This is a genomic window from Microbacterium sp. Soil_N32 (assembly GCF_057655505.1).
This window is the reverse complement of the sequence record NZ_JBDGME010000019.1, coordinates 1,356,843-1,372,652: the sequence shown is the minus strand read 5'-3', so window position 1 is coordinate 1,372,652 and position 15,810 is coordinate 1,356,843. Positions and strand designations below refer to the sequence as shown.

The following is a 15,810-nucleotide window of genomic DNA, read 5'->3' as shown; positions in this document are numbered from 1 at the left end:
CGGGGCTCAGCGCGCGGCGCGGTTCTTGGTGTGGCGCGTCGGCGTCGCGGCCCACGGATCCTCGGGCCAGGGATGCTTGGGGTAACGTCCGCGCATCTCGGCGCGCACCTGCGCGTACGGACCCGACCAGAACGACGCGAGGTCGGCGGTGACCGCGAGAGGACGGCCGGCGGGGGAGAGCAGATGGAAGAGCACGGGAACCCGGCCGTCGACCAGCCGAGGCGTGTCGGCCCAGCCGAAGCACTCCTGCAGCTTCACGGCGACGACGGGCCGCGCATCGGGCTCATCGGGCGCCGGGTAGGCGATGCGGATGCGCGAGCCGCTGGGTACCTCGAGCCGCTCGGGCACGAGCTCGTCGAAACGACCCGCCTCCGGCCAAGGCAGCAGTCGTCGGAGCGCCGAGACCAGATCGACCCGGGCCGCGGGGGTGCCGCCGGCGAGAGCATCGATCTCGGGCGCTAGCCAGGAGTCGAGCGCGCTGACGAGCGCCTCGTCCGACACGTCCGGCCACGGGGCGCCCACCTCGCGGTGCAACATAGCCAGACGGTTTCGCAGCTCGACGGCCGCTGCCGACCAGGTGAAGATCCCCAGCCCCTCGCGCTGCAGGGCGCGGCGCACCGCATCCCGTCCCTCCGCCGCGGACGCGCGCACCGGCGCCGAGGAGCGGACGATCGCGCCCACCCGGCGCTCGCGACGCGCCTGGACGCGGCCCCCGACGAACTCCGCCTCGACGCGGTCGGTGAGCAGGGGGCCCGCCGCACGCTTCATCTGCTCCTCGGTGAGCACCGCCGCCGACCGGACGACCGCACCCGACCCCGCCGCCGCCCTCCCGCCGGCGCGCGTGACATCGGCGATCGCCAGCCACTCAACGGCCGCGAGCGGACCGCTCACCCCGGCGCGGGTGCCGGAGGCTAGGAGGAACGTCGCCCCGTCCGCTGTGCGGTCGATGCGCCGGGCGATGCGCTCGGGGAACGCAAGCGCGATCACGAACCCGACGCCGTCGAGGTCGGACCGCACTCCCGGTGCGGGCGTCGTCATGCGCTCCAAGCGATCCGCTTCGCTGCGCCACCGACGGGATTCGTGCGATCCGCCGCTCCGCAACGCGACGAGCGACTGCGCCACATCGGAATCGGCCGTGCGCACCTCACCACCGAGCAGCGCGACGACCTCGGCGGCGAGTCGCGCACCCACCACCGGGCTCCCGTCGCGCAGCGCGCGAGCCAGCCGGGGATCGGTCGGGATGCGCGCGAGGTCGCGGCCGGTCGGCGTCGCACGGCCCTCGTCGTCGATCGCGCCCAGGTCGTGCAGCACCCGGAGGGCATCCGCGAGATTGTCGGTGGGCAGCGGATCGATCAACCGCAGGCCAGAGCCGGCCGGCGCGCCCCAGCAGGCGAGCAGCAGGGCCGCATCGGCGAGGTCGGTCGAGGCGATCTCGGGGGTCGGCCGCGCGGGAGCCGCGGCGTACGTGCGCTCGTCGACGCAGCGCACCACGGTGCCCGGACCCTGTCGGGTCGCGCGCCCGGCGCGCTGCACGCACGACGAGCGGGAGGCGGCGGCGGTCACGAGACCCGTCATCCCGCGTGCGGCGTCGCGCTGAGGCATGCGCGCGAGACAGGTGTCGACCACCAGGCGCACGCCCGGAACGGTGAGCGAGGACTCCGCGAGCGAGGTCGCGACGATGATGCGCGTGGGGTCGCCCGGGCGTCGGCCGCGGATCACCGCGTCCTGCTCGGCGGCGGGCATGCGGCCGTGCAGCTCGCGCACGTCGAACCCGTCGGTCGTATCGCGGAGGCGGCGGGCGACCTCTGACACCTCGCGCGCACCCGGCGCGAACACCAGCACGTCGGCCGCGGAGTCGTCGCGGCGGAGATCGAGGGCGGCGGATGCCGTGGTGCGCGCGACGTGATCGAGGAAAGCGCGGGTGACCCCGCGGTCGTCGAGGCGCGGCGCGGGGCTGGGCGCCCACCGCTCGGTGAGGGGGAAAGCGGGAACGTCGTGCGAGACGACAGGGGCGGGCGCGTCATCCGAACCGATCACGGCGGCGATGCGCGCAGCATCCAGGGTCGCCGACATGGCGAGAAGTACGAGGTCGTCGCGCAGCTGACGCACCTCCGAGAGCAGGCCGACCAGCAGGTCGGTCTCGATCGCGCGCTCGTGCACCTCGTCGATGATCACGGCGTCCACACCCGCGAGTCCGGGGTCGTCGAGCAGGCGCCGCAGCAGCACGCCCGCCGTGACGAACTCGACCCGCGTCTCGCGCCCGACCGCGCGCTCGCCGCGGACGGTGAAGCCCACGCGGGTGCCGAGCGGCGAGCCGTCGAGCTGGGCCAGACGGCGCGCGGCGGCCCGTGCGGCCACGCGGCGCGGTTGGGTGACGATCACGCGGCCGGACGACCGCGAGGCGAGCAGCGGCGGAACGAGCGTGGTCTTGCCCGTGCCTGGGGGAGCGCTCACGACGACCGAGGTGCTCGTGTCGAGCGCCGCCCGGAGCGCGTCGATCGCGGATGCGAACGACAGCCCGGCGCCGATCGCGGCGAGGTCGAAGGCGGCGGACGTCATTCCTCCAGTCTGCCCCGGCCGCGGGGTTCCACCGAGTCGGGGAGGGGAACCGGGTGACCATAACTCAGGACGACCGGGCGCAACCGGCGGGCGGAGGCGCGGAAACCGGCCGCGGGGCCGCTCTCATCCTGAGTTGTGGGGCGCGTGTCGAGCAGAAGCGCGGGCGAAGACGACGGATGCCGCGACCGGATCGGCCGCGGCATCCGCGTCGCGCTGTGTTACTCGGCAGCCGCAGGAGGCGGCGGGGGCGGAGTCGCCGGGGTGCCGGCCCGGGTCGCCGGCGCCGGCTCGGGTGCGGGCGCGGAGGCGGATGCCTCGGCCATCCCGGCCCCGAACCCGCGGCCCACGGCCTGGCCCTGGATGATGCCGGCCAGATCGAGCCCGGTGGCGGAGTGCACGCTGTCGAACACCGAGCGCAGCGCCTTGGCGCTGTCGGCGCCGACGACCTGCGAGGCGCCGTCCTCGCCGGAGCCGCCGACGATCGACACGTTGCCGATCGCCGCGTAGCCCTTGGCGAACTCGCTCATGATCGACGGCAGCACCTCGAGCACGCGCTGCGAGAGGAATGCCTCCTGGTTCGAGGCGATGGCCTTCGCCTCGGCCTCGACGGCGGCGGCGCGCGCCTCGCCCTCGGCGCGGATCGCGTCGGCTTCTGCGCTCGCCCGCAGTCGACGCGCTTCGGCCTCGGCCTCGGCCTTCGAGCGCAGGGCGTCGGCCTCACCGGTGGCGGTGGCGACCGCGGCCGCCGCCTCACCGTCGGCGCGGGCCTTGTCGGCCTGGGCCTGCTGTTCGGCGATGCGCGTGCGGGCCTCGGCCTGCTTGACCTGTTCGATCGCGGCGGCCTCGGCGGCGCGCTCGCGCGTGTACAGCTCGGCCTGGGCGCGGGTCTCGGCCTCATAGCGCTGGGCGTCGGCGACGCGCTTGACGTCGGCGTCGAGCTGGGCCTGCTTGTTCTCGGCTTGCTGCTGCAGAACCGCCTGCTCGGCCTGGGCGCGGGCGAGCTGCTCGGCCTGCTCGGCCTCGGCGCGGGCCCGGCCGATGCCGGCGTTGGCGTTGGCGGTATTGGTGTCGAGCGCCGTCTGCTCGATGAGGTTCGCTTCCTGGTTCGCGATGAACTTCTGGTTGATCGCGCGGTCGGCGTTCGTCTGCGAGATCTCGGCGGCCTGACGCTTCGCCTGGATCTCGGGCGCACCCAGCGACTGGATGTAGCCGACCTTGTCGGTGATGCCCTTGATCTGGAACGAGTCGAGGATGAGGCCCTGCTCGGCGAGCTCCTGCGAGACGTCGGCGGCGATCTGGTCGGAGAACTTCTTGCGCTCCCGCATGAGCTCGACGACCGACAGCGTGGCGACGATGCCGCGGAGGGCGCCCTCGAGCTGCTCGGTGGTGAACTGCTCGATCGCCTTGTCCTGCGAGGCGAATCGCTCGGCGGCGCGGCGCACGTACACCGGGTCGGATCCGATCTTCACGATCGCGACGCCGTCGACGTTGAGCGTGACGTTGTCGAGCGACTGCGCCTCGGCGTTGAGCGAGACCTGACGCGAGCGCAGCGAGATGATCTCGTGCCGCTGCGTGATCGGGTTGACGAGCGACTTGCCGTTCACGATGACCGTGACGGGCGACTCCTCGATCTCGGGCCGCGTGCTGGTGGTGCCGTCGGGATTGACCGACGCGACGGTGCGCTGCACTTTCTGCTTGCGTCCCGAGATGACGAGCGCCTCGTCGGCGCGCGCGACCTTGATCCAGCTGCGTGCGAACAGCAGCAGGATCAGCAGGACGACGACGGCGGCGACCAGCGCGATGCCGACGATGACGAGGATGCCGATGGCTCCGGCGATCTCCATGGATTGACCTCCCTGTTCCCCCCTCGGGGGCGGTCCGGGCCCGGCGTCGTGCCGGGCTCTCAGCATCCACCCTGCCAGAACACAGGAATGGATGCCCGGGGCAGATGTGCCCGCGTCAGAGGTCGCGGAGAAGGCGAGTCAGGAGCGGCGCAGCTTGTCCGTCAGGGTGCGGAGGGTGCGCAGCTCGTCGTCGTCGAGAGCCGACATGCGCTGGGCGATCGACCGACCGTGCACGAGCGCGATCGAGCGGAACGCCCGCGCTCCCGATTCGGTGGCGCTGATGAGGGCGCCGCGTCCGTCTTCGGGGTCGGCGCACTTCGAGACCAGGCCGCGCGTGACCATGCGGTCGACGAGGCGCGAGACGCTGGGCTGACTGATGAGCATGTTCGCGGTGATGTCGCGCAACCGCGTGGTCATCTCGGGGGACCGCGTGACGGTGAGCATTACGTCGTACTCGGCCTGCGTGAGGTCGGTGCCCTCGAAGTCGGCGAGCATGTCGTGGAAGACCTCGTGCTGCGCACGGAACAGACTCTCCCAGGCGGCGAGGGCGAGCTTGCGATCGGTCATCCTCTCAGGATACCGGCCGCTTCCCGGGAGCAGTAAGGGCCGGTCGGAGAGGCGTCCGGCCGGCCCTTGTCCCTTGCACCAAGAGTGTCCTGCAATCACATCCGGTGAGTGCCACAGCAAACATTCACCGTGCGATCACTGTATAACGGCGAGGTAACGAATGCAACGGTTCGATTACGAAATCTCGAGGCGGATCGGACAGACGTGTCCGTTGACAGTGAGCCGGTGCTCCGTGCCATTGATCTTGTTCCCGTGTCGTTGATTCGATGTTCCCTGCTGATGATTGTGTAACTCGCAGGCGCGGCCTTCGGGGTTGCGACGGCCTCGGTCGTACTGTGGCGCGGTCGGGTTCTCGTTCTCGTTCTCCAACTGGACACTCGTCACGGGAATTAAATAGAGCATGACGCGGACCACGTGGCTGGCCGAGGTTTCGGTGACGGGTCTGCATGCGCAGATCGAGTTCGTCGAGGTCGATCCCGAAGCGGCGCGCGACATCCGCCGACGGTACGCATGCCCGGGACGCCGTGCGCTCCGCGCGATCTGCGCGATCTCCGATTCCTCGGCGGCGTCCACCTCATCGACGTTCGCGACGAGCTCGGCTAGCGACACTGCCGGGTCGACACCGTGCTCCTTCGCTCGGCGGCGGATCTCGACGGCCGCGGTGCCGAGCGTGTGCATCCGCTCCCATGCGTGCTCACCATGCCGGGTGGCGGTGACTGACTCTCGCGTGTACTCGGCCGGGTCTCCGGGCATCAGCCAGTACTTGGAACCATCCGGGCCGATGAAGAACCCGACGTAGCATTCCCCGCACGGCAGCAGGTAGGCACCGGGCTCGGTCGGTGCGCCGGTAGCGGTCCGGTCGATCATTCCGTCGAGAACTGCTTCCAATATGCGGACTCGGTCTCGCCGCTCATCGAACATCCCAATGCAGACCAGAAGAGTTCGACACTCTCGCGCCGGGTTGTCCATACTCGGCCGGGCAGTGCCGAGTCAGGTAGTAACGCACTCCTGGATGGTGTGGCGGTCTCCGATGCTGTGCGGCAACTGCCTCTACGCTGAGCTACATGTCAGAGGTGCGGGCGTACCAGTGGGATCCACGGGCGGATGCCGCTGACGCGGAGTACCAACGGGTGCTTCAGCTTCATCGCGATAATCGCTCGACGCTCGGGCACTTGCCATACGCTGCTTTCGAGGAAGCGGGCAAGCGCGGCCAGATCATCATTGGCGCTGTGAACGGCGAGATCTGCGGGTACGTCCTGTACAGCACTCCTCGTCACCAGACTGTGAAACTTGTTCACGTCTGTGTTGATGCACAGGCACGTGGTCACGGGGTCGCGAGGTTGATGGTAGACGTCGCTGTCGCACGGAATCCTGACCGCTCGATGATCACTGCGCATTGCCGTATCGATTATGGCATCGATGGATTCTGGCGCTCTCTGGACATGGTGCCCGCCCGCGAGCGGCCGGGGAGAGCCGCCAGCGGGTCAACGTTGACAATTTGGACTCGCCGGATCGGGCAGTTCGATCTCTTGGAGAATGCGCTCTTCAACTCGGTGCGGCCCGTCGCAGTGCTTGACACGAACATCGTCATTGACTTGTTCTCGTCCACCGAGATGCGGCGTCCGGATCGTGAGGAGTCGCGGGGCTTGACCGCTGACTGGTTGGTGGACGTCGTCGATCTCGCGATTTCCCCAGAAGTCTCGGCGGAAGTCAACGGGCTGGAACCCGCTTCGGAGCGGCAGCGTGTTCAATCGAGCCTTGACGGACTTGTCGCACTTCGGCGAGCGGAGAACATGCGGTCAATCGCGGCTGAGATCGTTGGCAGGTTGCCGACAGATCTCCTGAGTCGTGATGCGAGTCTTCGGAGTGACGCGAAGCATCTCGCCGACGCTGTAATCGCTGGTGCGGACTATTTCGTCACGCGGGACGAGAATCTTCAGGCCGCGACCGAATCCTGGATCCACGACGAATACGGGATCGATGTCCTGCGCCCTGTCGAGTTCCTTCGTCGACTTATCCCTCCGCGGGCACCTACTGAGTTCCGATCGGGCCAGCTCGAGGCTGTTGGGTTGCGCTGGCTACACCTAACCGAATGGACGTCAGAACTCGAAGACACCTTCCTTCTCGACCACAGCGAGAAGGGGAAGGACCTGCGGAAGGCGATCAACGCGGTCCTCGCAAGACCCGGTTCCGCACGTCTCGCCGTCTTATCCGATGAGCGGGGAAGACACTGGGCTTTGCTCGGTGCAGAAGAGGCCGACCAATCACTCCAGGTGAAGGTGTTGCGAGTCGCACGGGGATCGCTCGGCGCCACGATTGCATTCCAGCTCACCCGATATCTTCGCGCGCTCGCGCTCGAGCGAAATATGCAGCTCATCACCATCGGGGACGTGTCGGTAACCCCGGTTCTTAAGGCAGCATTGAGCGCAGATGGATTCGAGGGCGATCCAGTCTCTGTGAGGATCGCGAGGCATGCCGATCCCGCGCGGGTGTGTGACCTGGTAACGCGCGAGGAGGTTGCCGAGTACGAGCAGCGGAACTGGCCCCAGATACTTCTGGACAAGGAGGTCCCCGTACGCATCGTCCCTGTCCAGCCTCGCTACGCGCGTGACCTGCTGGGGTTCAACACAACTCTGATCCAGACACGCGAGGCGCTCGGGTTCGCCCGCGAGTTCGTCTACTTCGCTGCGCCCGGGATGAAAGACTGGGAGGCACCCAGCCGCGTGCTTTGGTATGTGACGGCGGATCCCGGAGCGGATCCACGTAACGCGATCCAAGCCGTGGTCGCGCATGCCCGGGTTATCGACGCTCAAGTGCTGGAAGTCGAGCGAGCGATTGAGGAGTATCGATCGCTCGGCGTGCTTCGTCGAGGAGATATTCAGAAGCATGCCAAGAAGGGAAGGGTGCTCGTTCTGAGGTTTGAGGATACGCAGTTGTTGGAGGCGCCGGTCGCAAAGAAGACGTTGGATGCGGTTCTCCGCAAGCACGGTGTCACGACATCCTTGATCACGACTCGAAGAGCCGCTCCGGGTGTCTTCGACGACGTGATGCGGTTGCAGCCTGGACGGCGAGCGTCATGACGAAGGTGTTGTTCATCTCCATCAAGCCTCGTTACGCCAGGGCCATCTTGGAGGGGCGAAAAACTGTCGAGGTGCGACGTAAGTTCCCCCAGTTACCTTCGGGGACGATGGTGGTTCTCTACTCGTCGTCGCCCGAACGCGCAGTACTCGGGACCGTTCGACTCAAGCGCACCACTCGTGTCGCATCGAGTGCCGTATGGGCCATGCACGCGGACTCCATTGATATCAGCAAGGATGCGCTGGGCGAGTATCTGGAAGGCGCGGAAGCGTCCACTCTCCTCGAAGTTGAGGATCCTCACATTTGGGAGCAGCCGGTCCCATTGGGCCAGCTGCGCGAGTTGCTCGGCGTCGAACCACCACAGAGCTTCCGGTACCTCCGCCCTGAACAGGTCGCGCTTATCTCAACCATTGCCACACAAAGGGCAGTATCGTAGGGGCCCTCGCGACGCAGGCATGGGTCCCCAGGCGACGTTTGATCGTCTACCCCCGTTTTCGCGATTAGACAAGCCGCTTTGGGTAGCATTGGCCCGACATCGATACGACGACGCTACGATCGCGGAGTGACTGCATCTGAATTGTCGGGCGAGCAAGTTCGGCGCGCGCTGTTGGACCAGAACTATGTCCCGAGAGCATCTCGTCGAGGCGATGACCTTCCCCCAAGTTTTGACACGCTCGGCATGAACTCAGTGTCGAACGCCATCGTCGAGCGTCACGTGGATAGGCATCGCCACGCCAAAGCGGTGCGAGTCGGTAAAGATCCCGGGTACTCGGTTGCGGAAGGTCGTGTTGCGCACTTTCGGTTGAACCCTCGGCGGATTGAGCTGCCGCATCCCGTGGCATATGCCAACCTCGTCGAGACGCTTTCGAGGCACTGGGAGTCTGAACTCGTATCGAGACTGGAATCGCCGGCATCTCAGTTCACGGTGCGCCAGCATTCAGACGGGCGAATCGCCTCGATGAGACAGATTCGTCCGCCGCTTCGCCCAGGAGTCGGGAGCCGCTTTCGGGTACGAACAGATATTGCAACGTTTTACGACTCGATTTATACCCATGCTTTGCCGTGGGCGATGCTTGGTAAGTCAGTCGCAAAGTCAAAACGTGGGAATAATCTGGCGGCCAACGACATCGACAGTGCGTTACGATTCGCGAGGCGGGGAGAGACAACTGGAGTTTCGATCGGACCCGGAACATCACTCGTGATAGCCGAGATTATCCTTGGTCGTGTGGATGAGGAGCTTCGAGGATTCCAGTACGAGCGGTTTCTCGATGACTACATTGGATACACGAAGACCGAGGCCGAGGCTGAAGACTTCGTAAGGATGCTCGATGCCGCTCTGCGGAACTACGGGCTCAGGCTGAATGTTCGAAAGACGATTGTCGACACGCTGCCGCAACCTGACGAACCTTCGTGGATCCGCGAATTGCGGAGAGCGACTCGTGATCGGCCGAATGAGCTTCTCGATCGAGCTGTCGAGCTATCCCAGACCGATCCGACCGCGAGCGCGATTCGTTGGGTGCTCTCTCGTTTGACGCGCCAAGCGCCCGAGTACTCCGAAGCCGTCGCGCAACAGGTCATTGCACGTCTAGCCGAGTTGTCGTTCACTCACCCCTACACGACCTCTGCGCTCATCGACATGCTTGTCTCTCGGGATCAGCGCCTCAGGGATGAGGACTTTGATGCGCTCCTACAGAGACATGCGAGCAATTCAGAGTCGAGTGCCGTGTGCTGGCTGCTTCATCTCGCTTGGCTGCAGGATAGGCCGATAACTGCTGAGAGTTGGGAGGCGACGGCGGCTTCGCGGGATGTCCTGAGCGCGTCGTTCTTGCTCAGAGCTCGCTTCTCTATGCATGAACAGCGACGGCAGAATCTTGTGGATCTTCTCTCTGCGGCGGACGATGACTATGCCCGAGACGAGGTCTGGCCCGCGAGATATCTGGCCTTCCTAGAAGGACGAGACGATTTCCATGACCCGGGCTTCAGTGAACTTCGGGAGGGAGGTGTGCAGCTACTGCGTGACCCCCGAAGACCTGAGGCGGCGGCGGAAGAGCCGGTCAGTGTTGGGGATAGCGCAGACCTCGAGGAGTCCGAGGATGAATTGTCCGAGCTCCTCCAGCTCGGTTTGAGCGGCTAGCGCAAATCGCCGCTGTCTGACTCTTCAGCCTCAGTATAGGGTGCGTGCCTGCAGGGTGAATGGGCTTCGCCGTCGGTGAATAACGGCGACGCAATCTGCGACTGTGAACCACGGAATCATCCGCATTGAGCCGGGAAGCGCCCTGAGGTGTTATATCGCAGCAGCCGGATGTCTGCGGATTTCGATCACAGGATCCGTGGCACGGGCTACAGGTTCGATGTCATCGGACAGACGCGGTGGCTCGGTGGCCGTCACCGGTGCGAGAGCAGTTCGAGGGCGATCACCAGGATGACGAGCACGAGTTCCGCTGCGAGGATGACGAATCGCTGCCGCCGGGGGAGGGCGAGCTTCCGCACGGCGAGAAAGCCGATGGCGGCGAGCGTCGCGACGCTGATGGCGGTGCCGGCCGACAGACCGATCCCAACCTCGTAGAGTCCGAGCGCTGCGGGAGCGAGGCAGGCCAGGGGCGGGAGGGCGACCGTGCTCGCGCCCAGAGTGCTCAGGATGATCCGGCGGTGCTCGGCCATCTCGGGCAGGCGGCTGTGGATGATCATGTGACTGAGGAGATCGGCGATGTACACGGCGACGACCGTCGCCACCACCGCGACCACGAGGGTTCCGATCGCGGCCGAGGCGCTCGGATGCTCGTCGTGAGTGCGCAGAGCGATGAGGACGGCGACGACCGTGAAGGTCACGTAGATGCGTTCCTTGAGGGCGGACGCGCGGTGCGAACGCAGTTCACCGTCGCTGCCGTTCGGGGCATCGGTGGTCATGACCGTCGTTCCGAGCGGGGAGCGTAAGCGCGGAGGAAGACGCGTGCGCCATCGATCATGATGTCGCGGACGCGGTCGGGATCCGACCGTCGGCGGAGCGGCTCGTTGAGTACTCGCAGTGTCGTGAGCGCAGTGAAATGATCCGCGGCCCGTTGCGGGTCGTTGATGTCGAGAAGGCCGGAGTCCGCGAACGCCGCGAGGCGAACCGCGACGGCCTGCGTGTGGGCCGCGTCGAGCGGGTGGTCCTCGAGTTCGGGAAGCAGCGGCTCGTTCTCCGAGATGAGCGTGACGGCTGCCGCGTAGTCCGCTGACGCCAGGAGCGAGCTCCCGAGCGCGGACGCGAAGGCGATGACCGCGCTTTTGAGATCGTCGGATGCTCCGGAGCCGACGCCCTCGGGCAGGTGCTCATCGAGGAGTCGGCGAAGCGTGTCGAGCGCGGCCTCGCCGGCCTCTTCGATGACGGCGAGAAGCAGTCGCCGCTTGTCGCCGTAGTAGTCGTAGACGGTGCGCTTCGATACCGCCGCCTTCGCCGCGACGGCATCCATGCTCGTCCGCTCCACGCCGACGTGGACGAAGAGGTCGCGGGCCGCGGCGAGGATGGCTGCCCGCTTGTGCGCCTGCCCGGGCCGGAGGGTCTTCTGCGGTGCCGCGGTCATGGAGTTCCCTTCGTCGGCTGATGCCTTCACTCTACACCGGCGAGTGTAGAACTACACGAAACGGTGTAGTGTGCGAATATGCCCGCTTTCGAAACCGCCACCCTCCAGGCTCACGCACTCGTCAAGCGCTACGGAACCATCACCGCCGTCGACGGTCTCTCCTTCACCGTGCGACCGGGGGTCGTGACCGGTTTTCTGGGGCCGAACGGCGCCGGCAAGTCGACGACTCTTCGCATGTTCCTCGGACTCGACAAGCCCACGAGCGGTGCGGCGACCGTCGGAGGGCACCGCCTGTCGGAACTGCCCCAGCCCATGCGCGTCATCGGAGCGATGCTCGACGCCCGGGCGGTGCATCCACGTCGTACCGCGGCCGCTCACCTCGCCGCCGTCGCGCGCGCCGGCGGCGCACCCCGGCGTCGAGTCGCCGAGACGTTGGAGATGGTCGGGCTCGCGAAGCACGCGAACCGTCCCGCCGGTGGCTTCTCGCTCGGGATGAAGCAGCGCCTGGGCATCGCGACGGCGCTGATCGGCGACCCCGGCATCGTCATCTTCGACGAACCCCTCAACGGCCTCGACCCCGAAGGCATCCGATGGGCCCGCACCCTGATGCGGGGGTTGGCGGCCGAGGGCCGCACGGTGCTCTTCTCGAGTCACCTCATGGGGGAGATGGAACTCACGGCCGACCACCTGCTCGTCATCCATCGGGGACGGCTGCTGGCCGACCAGCCCGTGGGCGACTTCATCGCCGAGCAGACGATCGAGTACGTGCGCGTTCGCACACCCGACGTGCCTGCGCTGCGTCAAGCGCTGGCCGGCGCGGGGATCGACGCGCACGCATCCGACATCTCTCCGGATGCCCTGACCATCGGTGACACCACGACCGATCGCATCGGTCGTATCGCCGCCGCTTCCTCGATCGAACTGTCCGAACTCACTCTCGTGCGCGACTCGCTCGAGGACGCCTTTCTCGCCATGACCGCCCCCGACCGGAAGGCCGCCTGACATGAACCTCCTCGCCGCAGAATGGATGAAAGTCCGCAGCGTCCGCAGTACGTGGGTCATCGCCGTCGCCACGATCGTGGTGACGGTGCTCGTGAGCCTGCTCGGGATCAGCGGCCTCATGAGCGACTGGCAGGCGGACCTCCCCGCCGACTTCGACCCCGTCGGCAACAGCTTCAAGGGCATCCTCGTCGGGCAGATCCTGATCGCCACGCTCGGCGGGCAGAGCATCACCAGCGAGTACGCGACCGGTCAGATCATCACCAGCCTCACCATCACGCCTCGGCGCGCTGCGCTTCTCGCCTCGAAGCTGGTGGTCGTCGTTCTCGTGGCGCTGGCCACCGCGGTCGTGGCCGTGACCGGGAGTTTCGCTGCGAGCCAGGCGGCTCTCGCTGCCGCCGGTCTGCCCACCGCTCCGCTCAGCGATCTCAACACGGTGCGCGCGATCCTTTGCGCCATCGGGTACCTCGTGCTCTGCGCCGTTCTCGGATTCGCGTTCGGCCTGATCACCCGCAGCGCCTCGGGTGCTCTCGGCATCATCGTCACCGTCGCGCTCCTCATCCCTGCCCTCGCCCCTGGTCTGCCGGGCGTCGTCGGGGAGTTCGCAGGAACCTACTGGCCGACGACAGCGGGCCAGGCCTCCTACACGACCGCCCCCGGAGGCCCGCTCCCGCCGGTCGCCGGGCTCGCGGTCATGACGGTCTTCACCCTCTGGACGACGCTGGCTGCTCACCTCGTTTTGAAGTCCCGCGACGCGTGAGACTCTCCGGTGACGCGCGTCAGAAGAACGAGAAGCGCGAGACCGCGTAGTCGAGGCGCTCGCCGCGCAGCTCGATCGGCCGCCAGCCGGTGTCGCGTCCGAGTCGCTTGCCGGTGCGCGTCGTCATGACGACGTAGCCGACGCCGTCATCCGGGCAGTGATAGAGGGCGACGTACAGCTCGCCGAGATTGACGCCCGTGCCGGGGCCGAGCTGGTAGAGGGCGTCAAGGTTGCCGGCTCTCAACTGCTCGTACAGCCATCCGTGGTGTTCGGGCGGCGTGTTCCAGTGGCGGTTCCAGATGCGGTTGAGCGACGAGCCCGTGTCGCGCATCTTCCACGTCAGGGTGGAATCACCCCAGATCGACAGCGTCGCTCCCCACGCGCCCAGCGCCCGACGCGCGATGTTCGGGTGCGAGAGGAGCTGGTCTTCGACGTCGAGGTAGCCACCGTGCATGATTCTCGACCCTAGCCCGCTTGTCGCGCGGAACGGCAACGAGGGCGACCGCGAACTCGTCGGGAAGGGATTTCCTGCTCGGGCGGGCCCCGCTACGTTCGACGAGTGACGAAACCGGCGGAACGGATGCTTCTCGATCGCCCAGGAGGAGTCCGTCTCTCGTGGGAGCAGTTCGGCAGCGGTCCAGTCCCGCCTCTCTTCCTCCACGGCGGGCCGGGATCCGGGATCTCCGATTTCCATCACAACCCCTTCGATCCGTCGATCAATACGGTCGTGGCGTTCCCGGACTCATGGTGCACGGTCGGCGGGACCTGAGCTCGAGCATGTCGGTACCGTTCGACCTGCACCGCGCCTGGCCGGCGAGCCGGCTGGTTCAGGTGCCGGACGAGGGACACGGTGGTCCTGATACGGAGCGGCTGCTTCGTGGCGGCGTTCGCGCGATGTCGGGGCTGCTCCGCGACACGGGCAGGAGCCGCGGTCGGGATCGCCCCTCGGCGTGACTCAGAGGATGAACGCCGCGGACACGATCAGGAACGTCGGGAGGGGCCGCCGCGAGTCCCACACGAAGACGCAGCCGTACAGGACCGCCGCCGCCATTGCGTAGATCCCGGCGGCCGGACCCTGCAGCAGGATGTGGATCGCTCCCCAGGTGATGGCGAGGAGCAGACCGCCCCACGGCAGCGCGGGGCGGCCGAAGCGCATCTCTCCGGCGCGTTGGCCGAGAGCGAGCACGAGGACGATGACCGCCGTCTCGCAGAGGTAGTAGACGATGAGCAGGGCGAAGGCGAACGGCGCCGTGTCGCCGTGCACGTCGGCGAGCTGCGCGTACTCGCCGACGAGCTTCCACTCCTGCAGGACGACCGCCCGGATGCCGATCGCCAGGGCGACCGCGGCGACGACGCCGAGAGCGCGAAAGGGAGCGTTCCGGCGCAGCCCGCCCGAGAACGGATCGTCGAACCCGCGGGCGGGATTCCGCGCCGCTCGGAAGATCAGCGCCGCGCCGAGCAGCCATCCGGCTGCGGTGGTAGACCGGTGCAGCAGCGACGCGCCCTCCGGACCCGCCGACGCCCAGAGAGGATCGAGCAGCATCGTGACGCCGAGCTCCCATCCGAAGACGGCGAAGGCGTACAACGCGAGGACGACGCAGCTCCCCGCAGTCACGGTACGGCGCGGCAGATCTCGGGTGTGCTCCACGTCACGAGCCTACTGACGGGGACGTCTCGACCCTATCCGTCCGACGCGTCCGCACCCCATCGCGCGAGCGACTCGATCGCCGCGCGCAGCGCACGGCCGCGGTCGGTCAGCGCGTAGGCCCGCGTGTTGTGGTGCAGGGGGAGCCGCGTCAGCACGCCCGCTTCCTCCAGCTCTCGCAGACGCGTGGCGAGCATGTTCGTGGGTGCCCCGAGGGCGCGTTGCAGATCGCCGTACCGCTGCGGACCGTCGAGCAGCTGCTCCACGATGAGCAGAGCCCAGCGGGCGCCGACGACCTCCAGAGCGCGCGCGAGGTCGCTCACGCGTCGGCGGCGTCGTCTGCCTCGGGCTTCATCCAGAAGGGGGAGTAGTGGTAGCCGTCCGGGTCGTCGAACTGCCGCTGGTACATGAACGGGTAGTCGTCGGTGTCGCCGACGCGGCCGCCGGCGCTCTCGGCGCGCGCGACGAGGTCGTCGACCGCCTCGCGGCTGCCGAGGTCGAACGACACGGTGATCTTCGACGGGGTGTCCGGTCCGCCGACCAGGTCTTCGGTGCCGCCGACGCTGGCGTACATCTCCCGGCTGCCGAGCATGACGTACTGCTCGGGCGCGACAGCGAAACACGACACGTTGTGGTCCGACATCTCGGCGTTGAGCGTCCAGCCGAGGGCGGTGTAGAAGGCGGTCGAGCGCTCGACGCTCTCGACGGGGCAGGTGAAGAAGAGAGTCATGCGCTGATACTTGCAAAATACAAGTGCGGCGTCAAGACCTTCCCGGACGACCGCGGACGAGGCCC

The 15,810-nt window shown here is 67.2% G+C and carries 15 protein-coding genes; 5 read left to right on the top strand and 10 right to left on the bottom strand.

Translation table 11 applies throughout. The features are described 5' to 3' along the window. Window positions 1–6 precede the first annotated feature (6 nt). The 4 genes from hrpB to AC3A3J_RS14730 form a co-directional block, all read right to left on the bottom strand. Window positions 7–2,559, bottom strand: coding sequence for an ATP-dependent helicase HrpB (gene hrpB, locus AC3A3J_RS14745; RefSeq protein ID WP_487672980.1), 2,553 nt, complete (start codon window positions 2,557–2,559; stop codon window positions 7–9). 218 nt (window positions 2,560–2,777) lie between these two features. Further along, window positions 2,778–4,403, bottom strand: a complete 1,626-nt coding sequence (locus tag AC3A3J_RS14740) for an SPFH domain-containing protein (RefSeq protein ID WP_487672979.1) — start codon at window positions 4,401–4,403, stop codon at window positions 2,778–2,780. A 138-nt stretch (window positions 4,404–4,541) separates the two neighbouring features. Continuing rightward, window positions 4,542–4,970 (bottom strand): MarR family winged helix-turn-helix transcriptional regulator, encoded by a 429-nt coding sequence (locus AC3A3J_RS14735; protein WP_314645656.1) that lies wholly within the window; start codon window positions 4,968–4,970, stop codon window positions 4,542–4,544. Window positions 4,971–5,144: 174 nt separating this feature from the next. Beyond that, window positions 5,145–5,837 (bottom strand): hypothetical protein, encoded by a 693-nt coding sequence (locus AC3A3J_RS14730; RefSeq protein WP_487672978.1) that lies wholly within the window; start codon window positions 5,835–5,837, stop codon window positions 5,145–5,147. Window positions 5,838–6,034: 197 nt separating this feature from the next. Here AC3A3J_RS14730 and AC3A3J_RS14725 point away from each other — a divergent pair, with 197 nt between their 5' ends. From AC3A3J_RS14725 to AC3A3J_RS14715, 3 genes are all read left to right on the top strand, one after another. Further along, entirely contained in the window at window positions 6,035–8,050 is a 2,016-nt protein-coding gene (locus AC3A3J_RS14725; protein WP_487672977.1) for a GNAT family N-acetyltransferase, read from the top strand. Beyond that, window positions 8,047–8,484 carry an ASCH domain-containing protein gene (locus AC3A3J_RS14720; protein ID WP_487672976.1) on the top strand — a complete coding sequence of 146 codons (438 nt, stop codon included), beginning with the start codon at window positions 8,047–8,049 and terminating at the stop codon, window positions 8,482–8,484. Before AC3A3J_RS14725 ends, AC3A3J_RS14720 begins: the two co-directional genes overlap by 4 nt. Before the next feature lie 126 nt (window positions 8,485–8,610). Continuing rightward, window positions 8,611–10,182, top strand: coding sequence for an RNA-directed DNA polymerase (locus AC3A3J_RS14715; protein ID WP_487672975.1), 1,572 nt, complete (start codon window positions 8,611–8,613; stop codon window positions 10,180–10,182). A gap of 251 nt (window positions 10,183–10,433) precedes the next feature. Here AC3A3J_RS14715 and AC3A3J_RS14710 read toward each other — a convergent pair whose 3' ends face one another. Further along, window positions 10,434–10,955 (bottom strand): hypothetical protein, encoded by a 522-nt coding sequence (locus tag AC3A3J_RS14710; RefSeq protein WP_487672974.1) that lies wholly within the window; start codon window positions 10,953–10,955, stop codon window positions 10,434–10,436. Continuing rightward, window positions 10,952–11,611: a TetR/AcrR family transcriptional regulator gene (locus AC3A3J_RS14705; RefSeq protein ID WP_487672973.1), complete on the bottom strand. Its 660-nt coding sequence runs from the start codon at window positions 11,609–11,611 to the stop codon at window positions 10,952–10,954. The genes AC3A3J_RS14710 and AC3A3J_RS14705 overlap by 4 nt, the downstream gene beginning before the upstream one ends. 78 nt (window positions 11,612–11,689) lie before the next feature. Between AC3A3J_RS14705 and AC3A3J_RS14700 the strand changes: the two genes are divergently transcribed. Both AC3A3J_RS14700 and AC3A3J_RS14695 read left to right on the top strand, forming a co-directional pair. After that, window positions 11,690–12,613, top strand: coding sequence for an ABC transporter ATP-binding protein (locus AC3A3J_RS14700; protein WP_487672972.1), 924 nt, complete (start codon window positions 11,690–11,692; stop codon window positions 12,611–12,613). 1 nt (window position 12,614) lies between these two features. Next, complete coding sequence (locus tag AC3A3J_RS14695) at window positions 12,615–13,370, top strand: ABC transporter permease (RefSeq protein WP_487672971.1); 756 nt, start codon at window positions 12,615–12,617, stop codon at window positions 13,368–13,370. Between the two features lie 19 nt (window positions 13,371–13,389). On the opposite strand, the gene AC3A3J_RS14690 is transcribed toward AC3A3J_RS14695, so the two are convergent. From AC3A3J_RS14690 to AC3A3J_RS14675, 4 genes are all read right to left on the bottom strand, one after another. Beyond that, on the bottom strand, window positions 13,390–13,824 hold the full coding sequence (locus tag AC3A3J_RS14690; RefSeq protein WP_487672970.1) for a hypothetical protein: 435 nt from the start codon (window positions 13,822–13,824) through the stop codon (window positions 13,390–13,392). A gap of 501 nt (window positions 13,825–14,325) precedes the next feature. After that, window positions 14,326–15,018 carry a hypothetical protein gene (locus tag AC3A3J_RS14685; RefSeq protein WP_487672969.1) on the bottom strand — a complete coding sequence of 231 codons (693 nt, stop codon included), beginning with the start codon at window positions 15,016–15,018 and terminating at the stop codon, window positions 14,326–14,328. A gap of 32 nt (window positions 15,019–15,050) precedes the next feature. Beyond that, the gene (locus tag AC3A3J_RS14680; protein ID WP_487672968.1) at window positions 15,051–15,338 is read right to left on the bottom strand and encodes a winged helix-turn-helix transcriptional regulator; all 288 of its coding nucleotides are present in this window, start codon (window positions 15,336–15,338) and stop codon (window positions 15,051–15,053) included. Beyond that, window positions 15,335–15,745 (bottom strand): VOC family protein, encoded by a 411-nt coding sequence (locus AC3A3J_RS14675; RefSeq protein WP_487672967.1) that lies wholly within the window; start codon window positions 15,743–15,745, stop codon window positions 15,335–15,337. Before AC3A3J_RS14675 ends, AC3A3J_RS14680 begins: the two co-directional genes overlap by 4 nt. Window positions 15,746–15,810 lie beyond the last annotated feature (65 nt).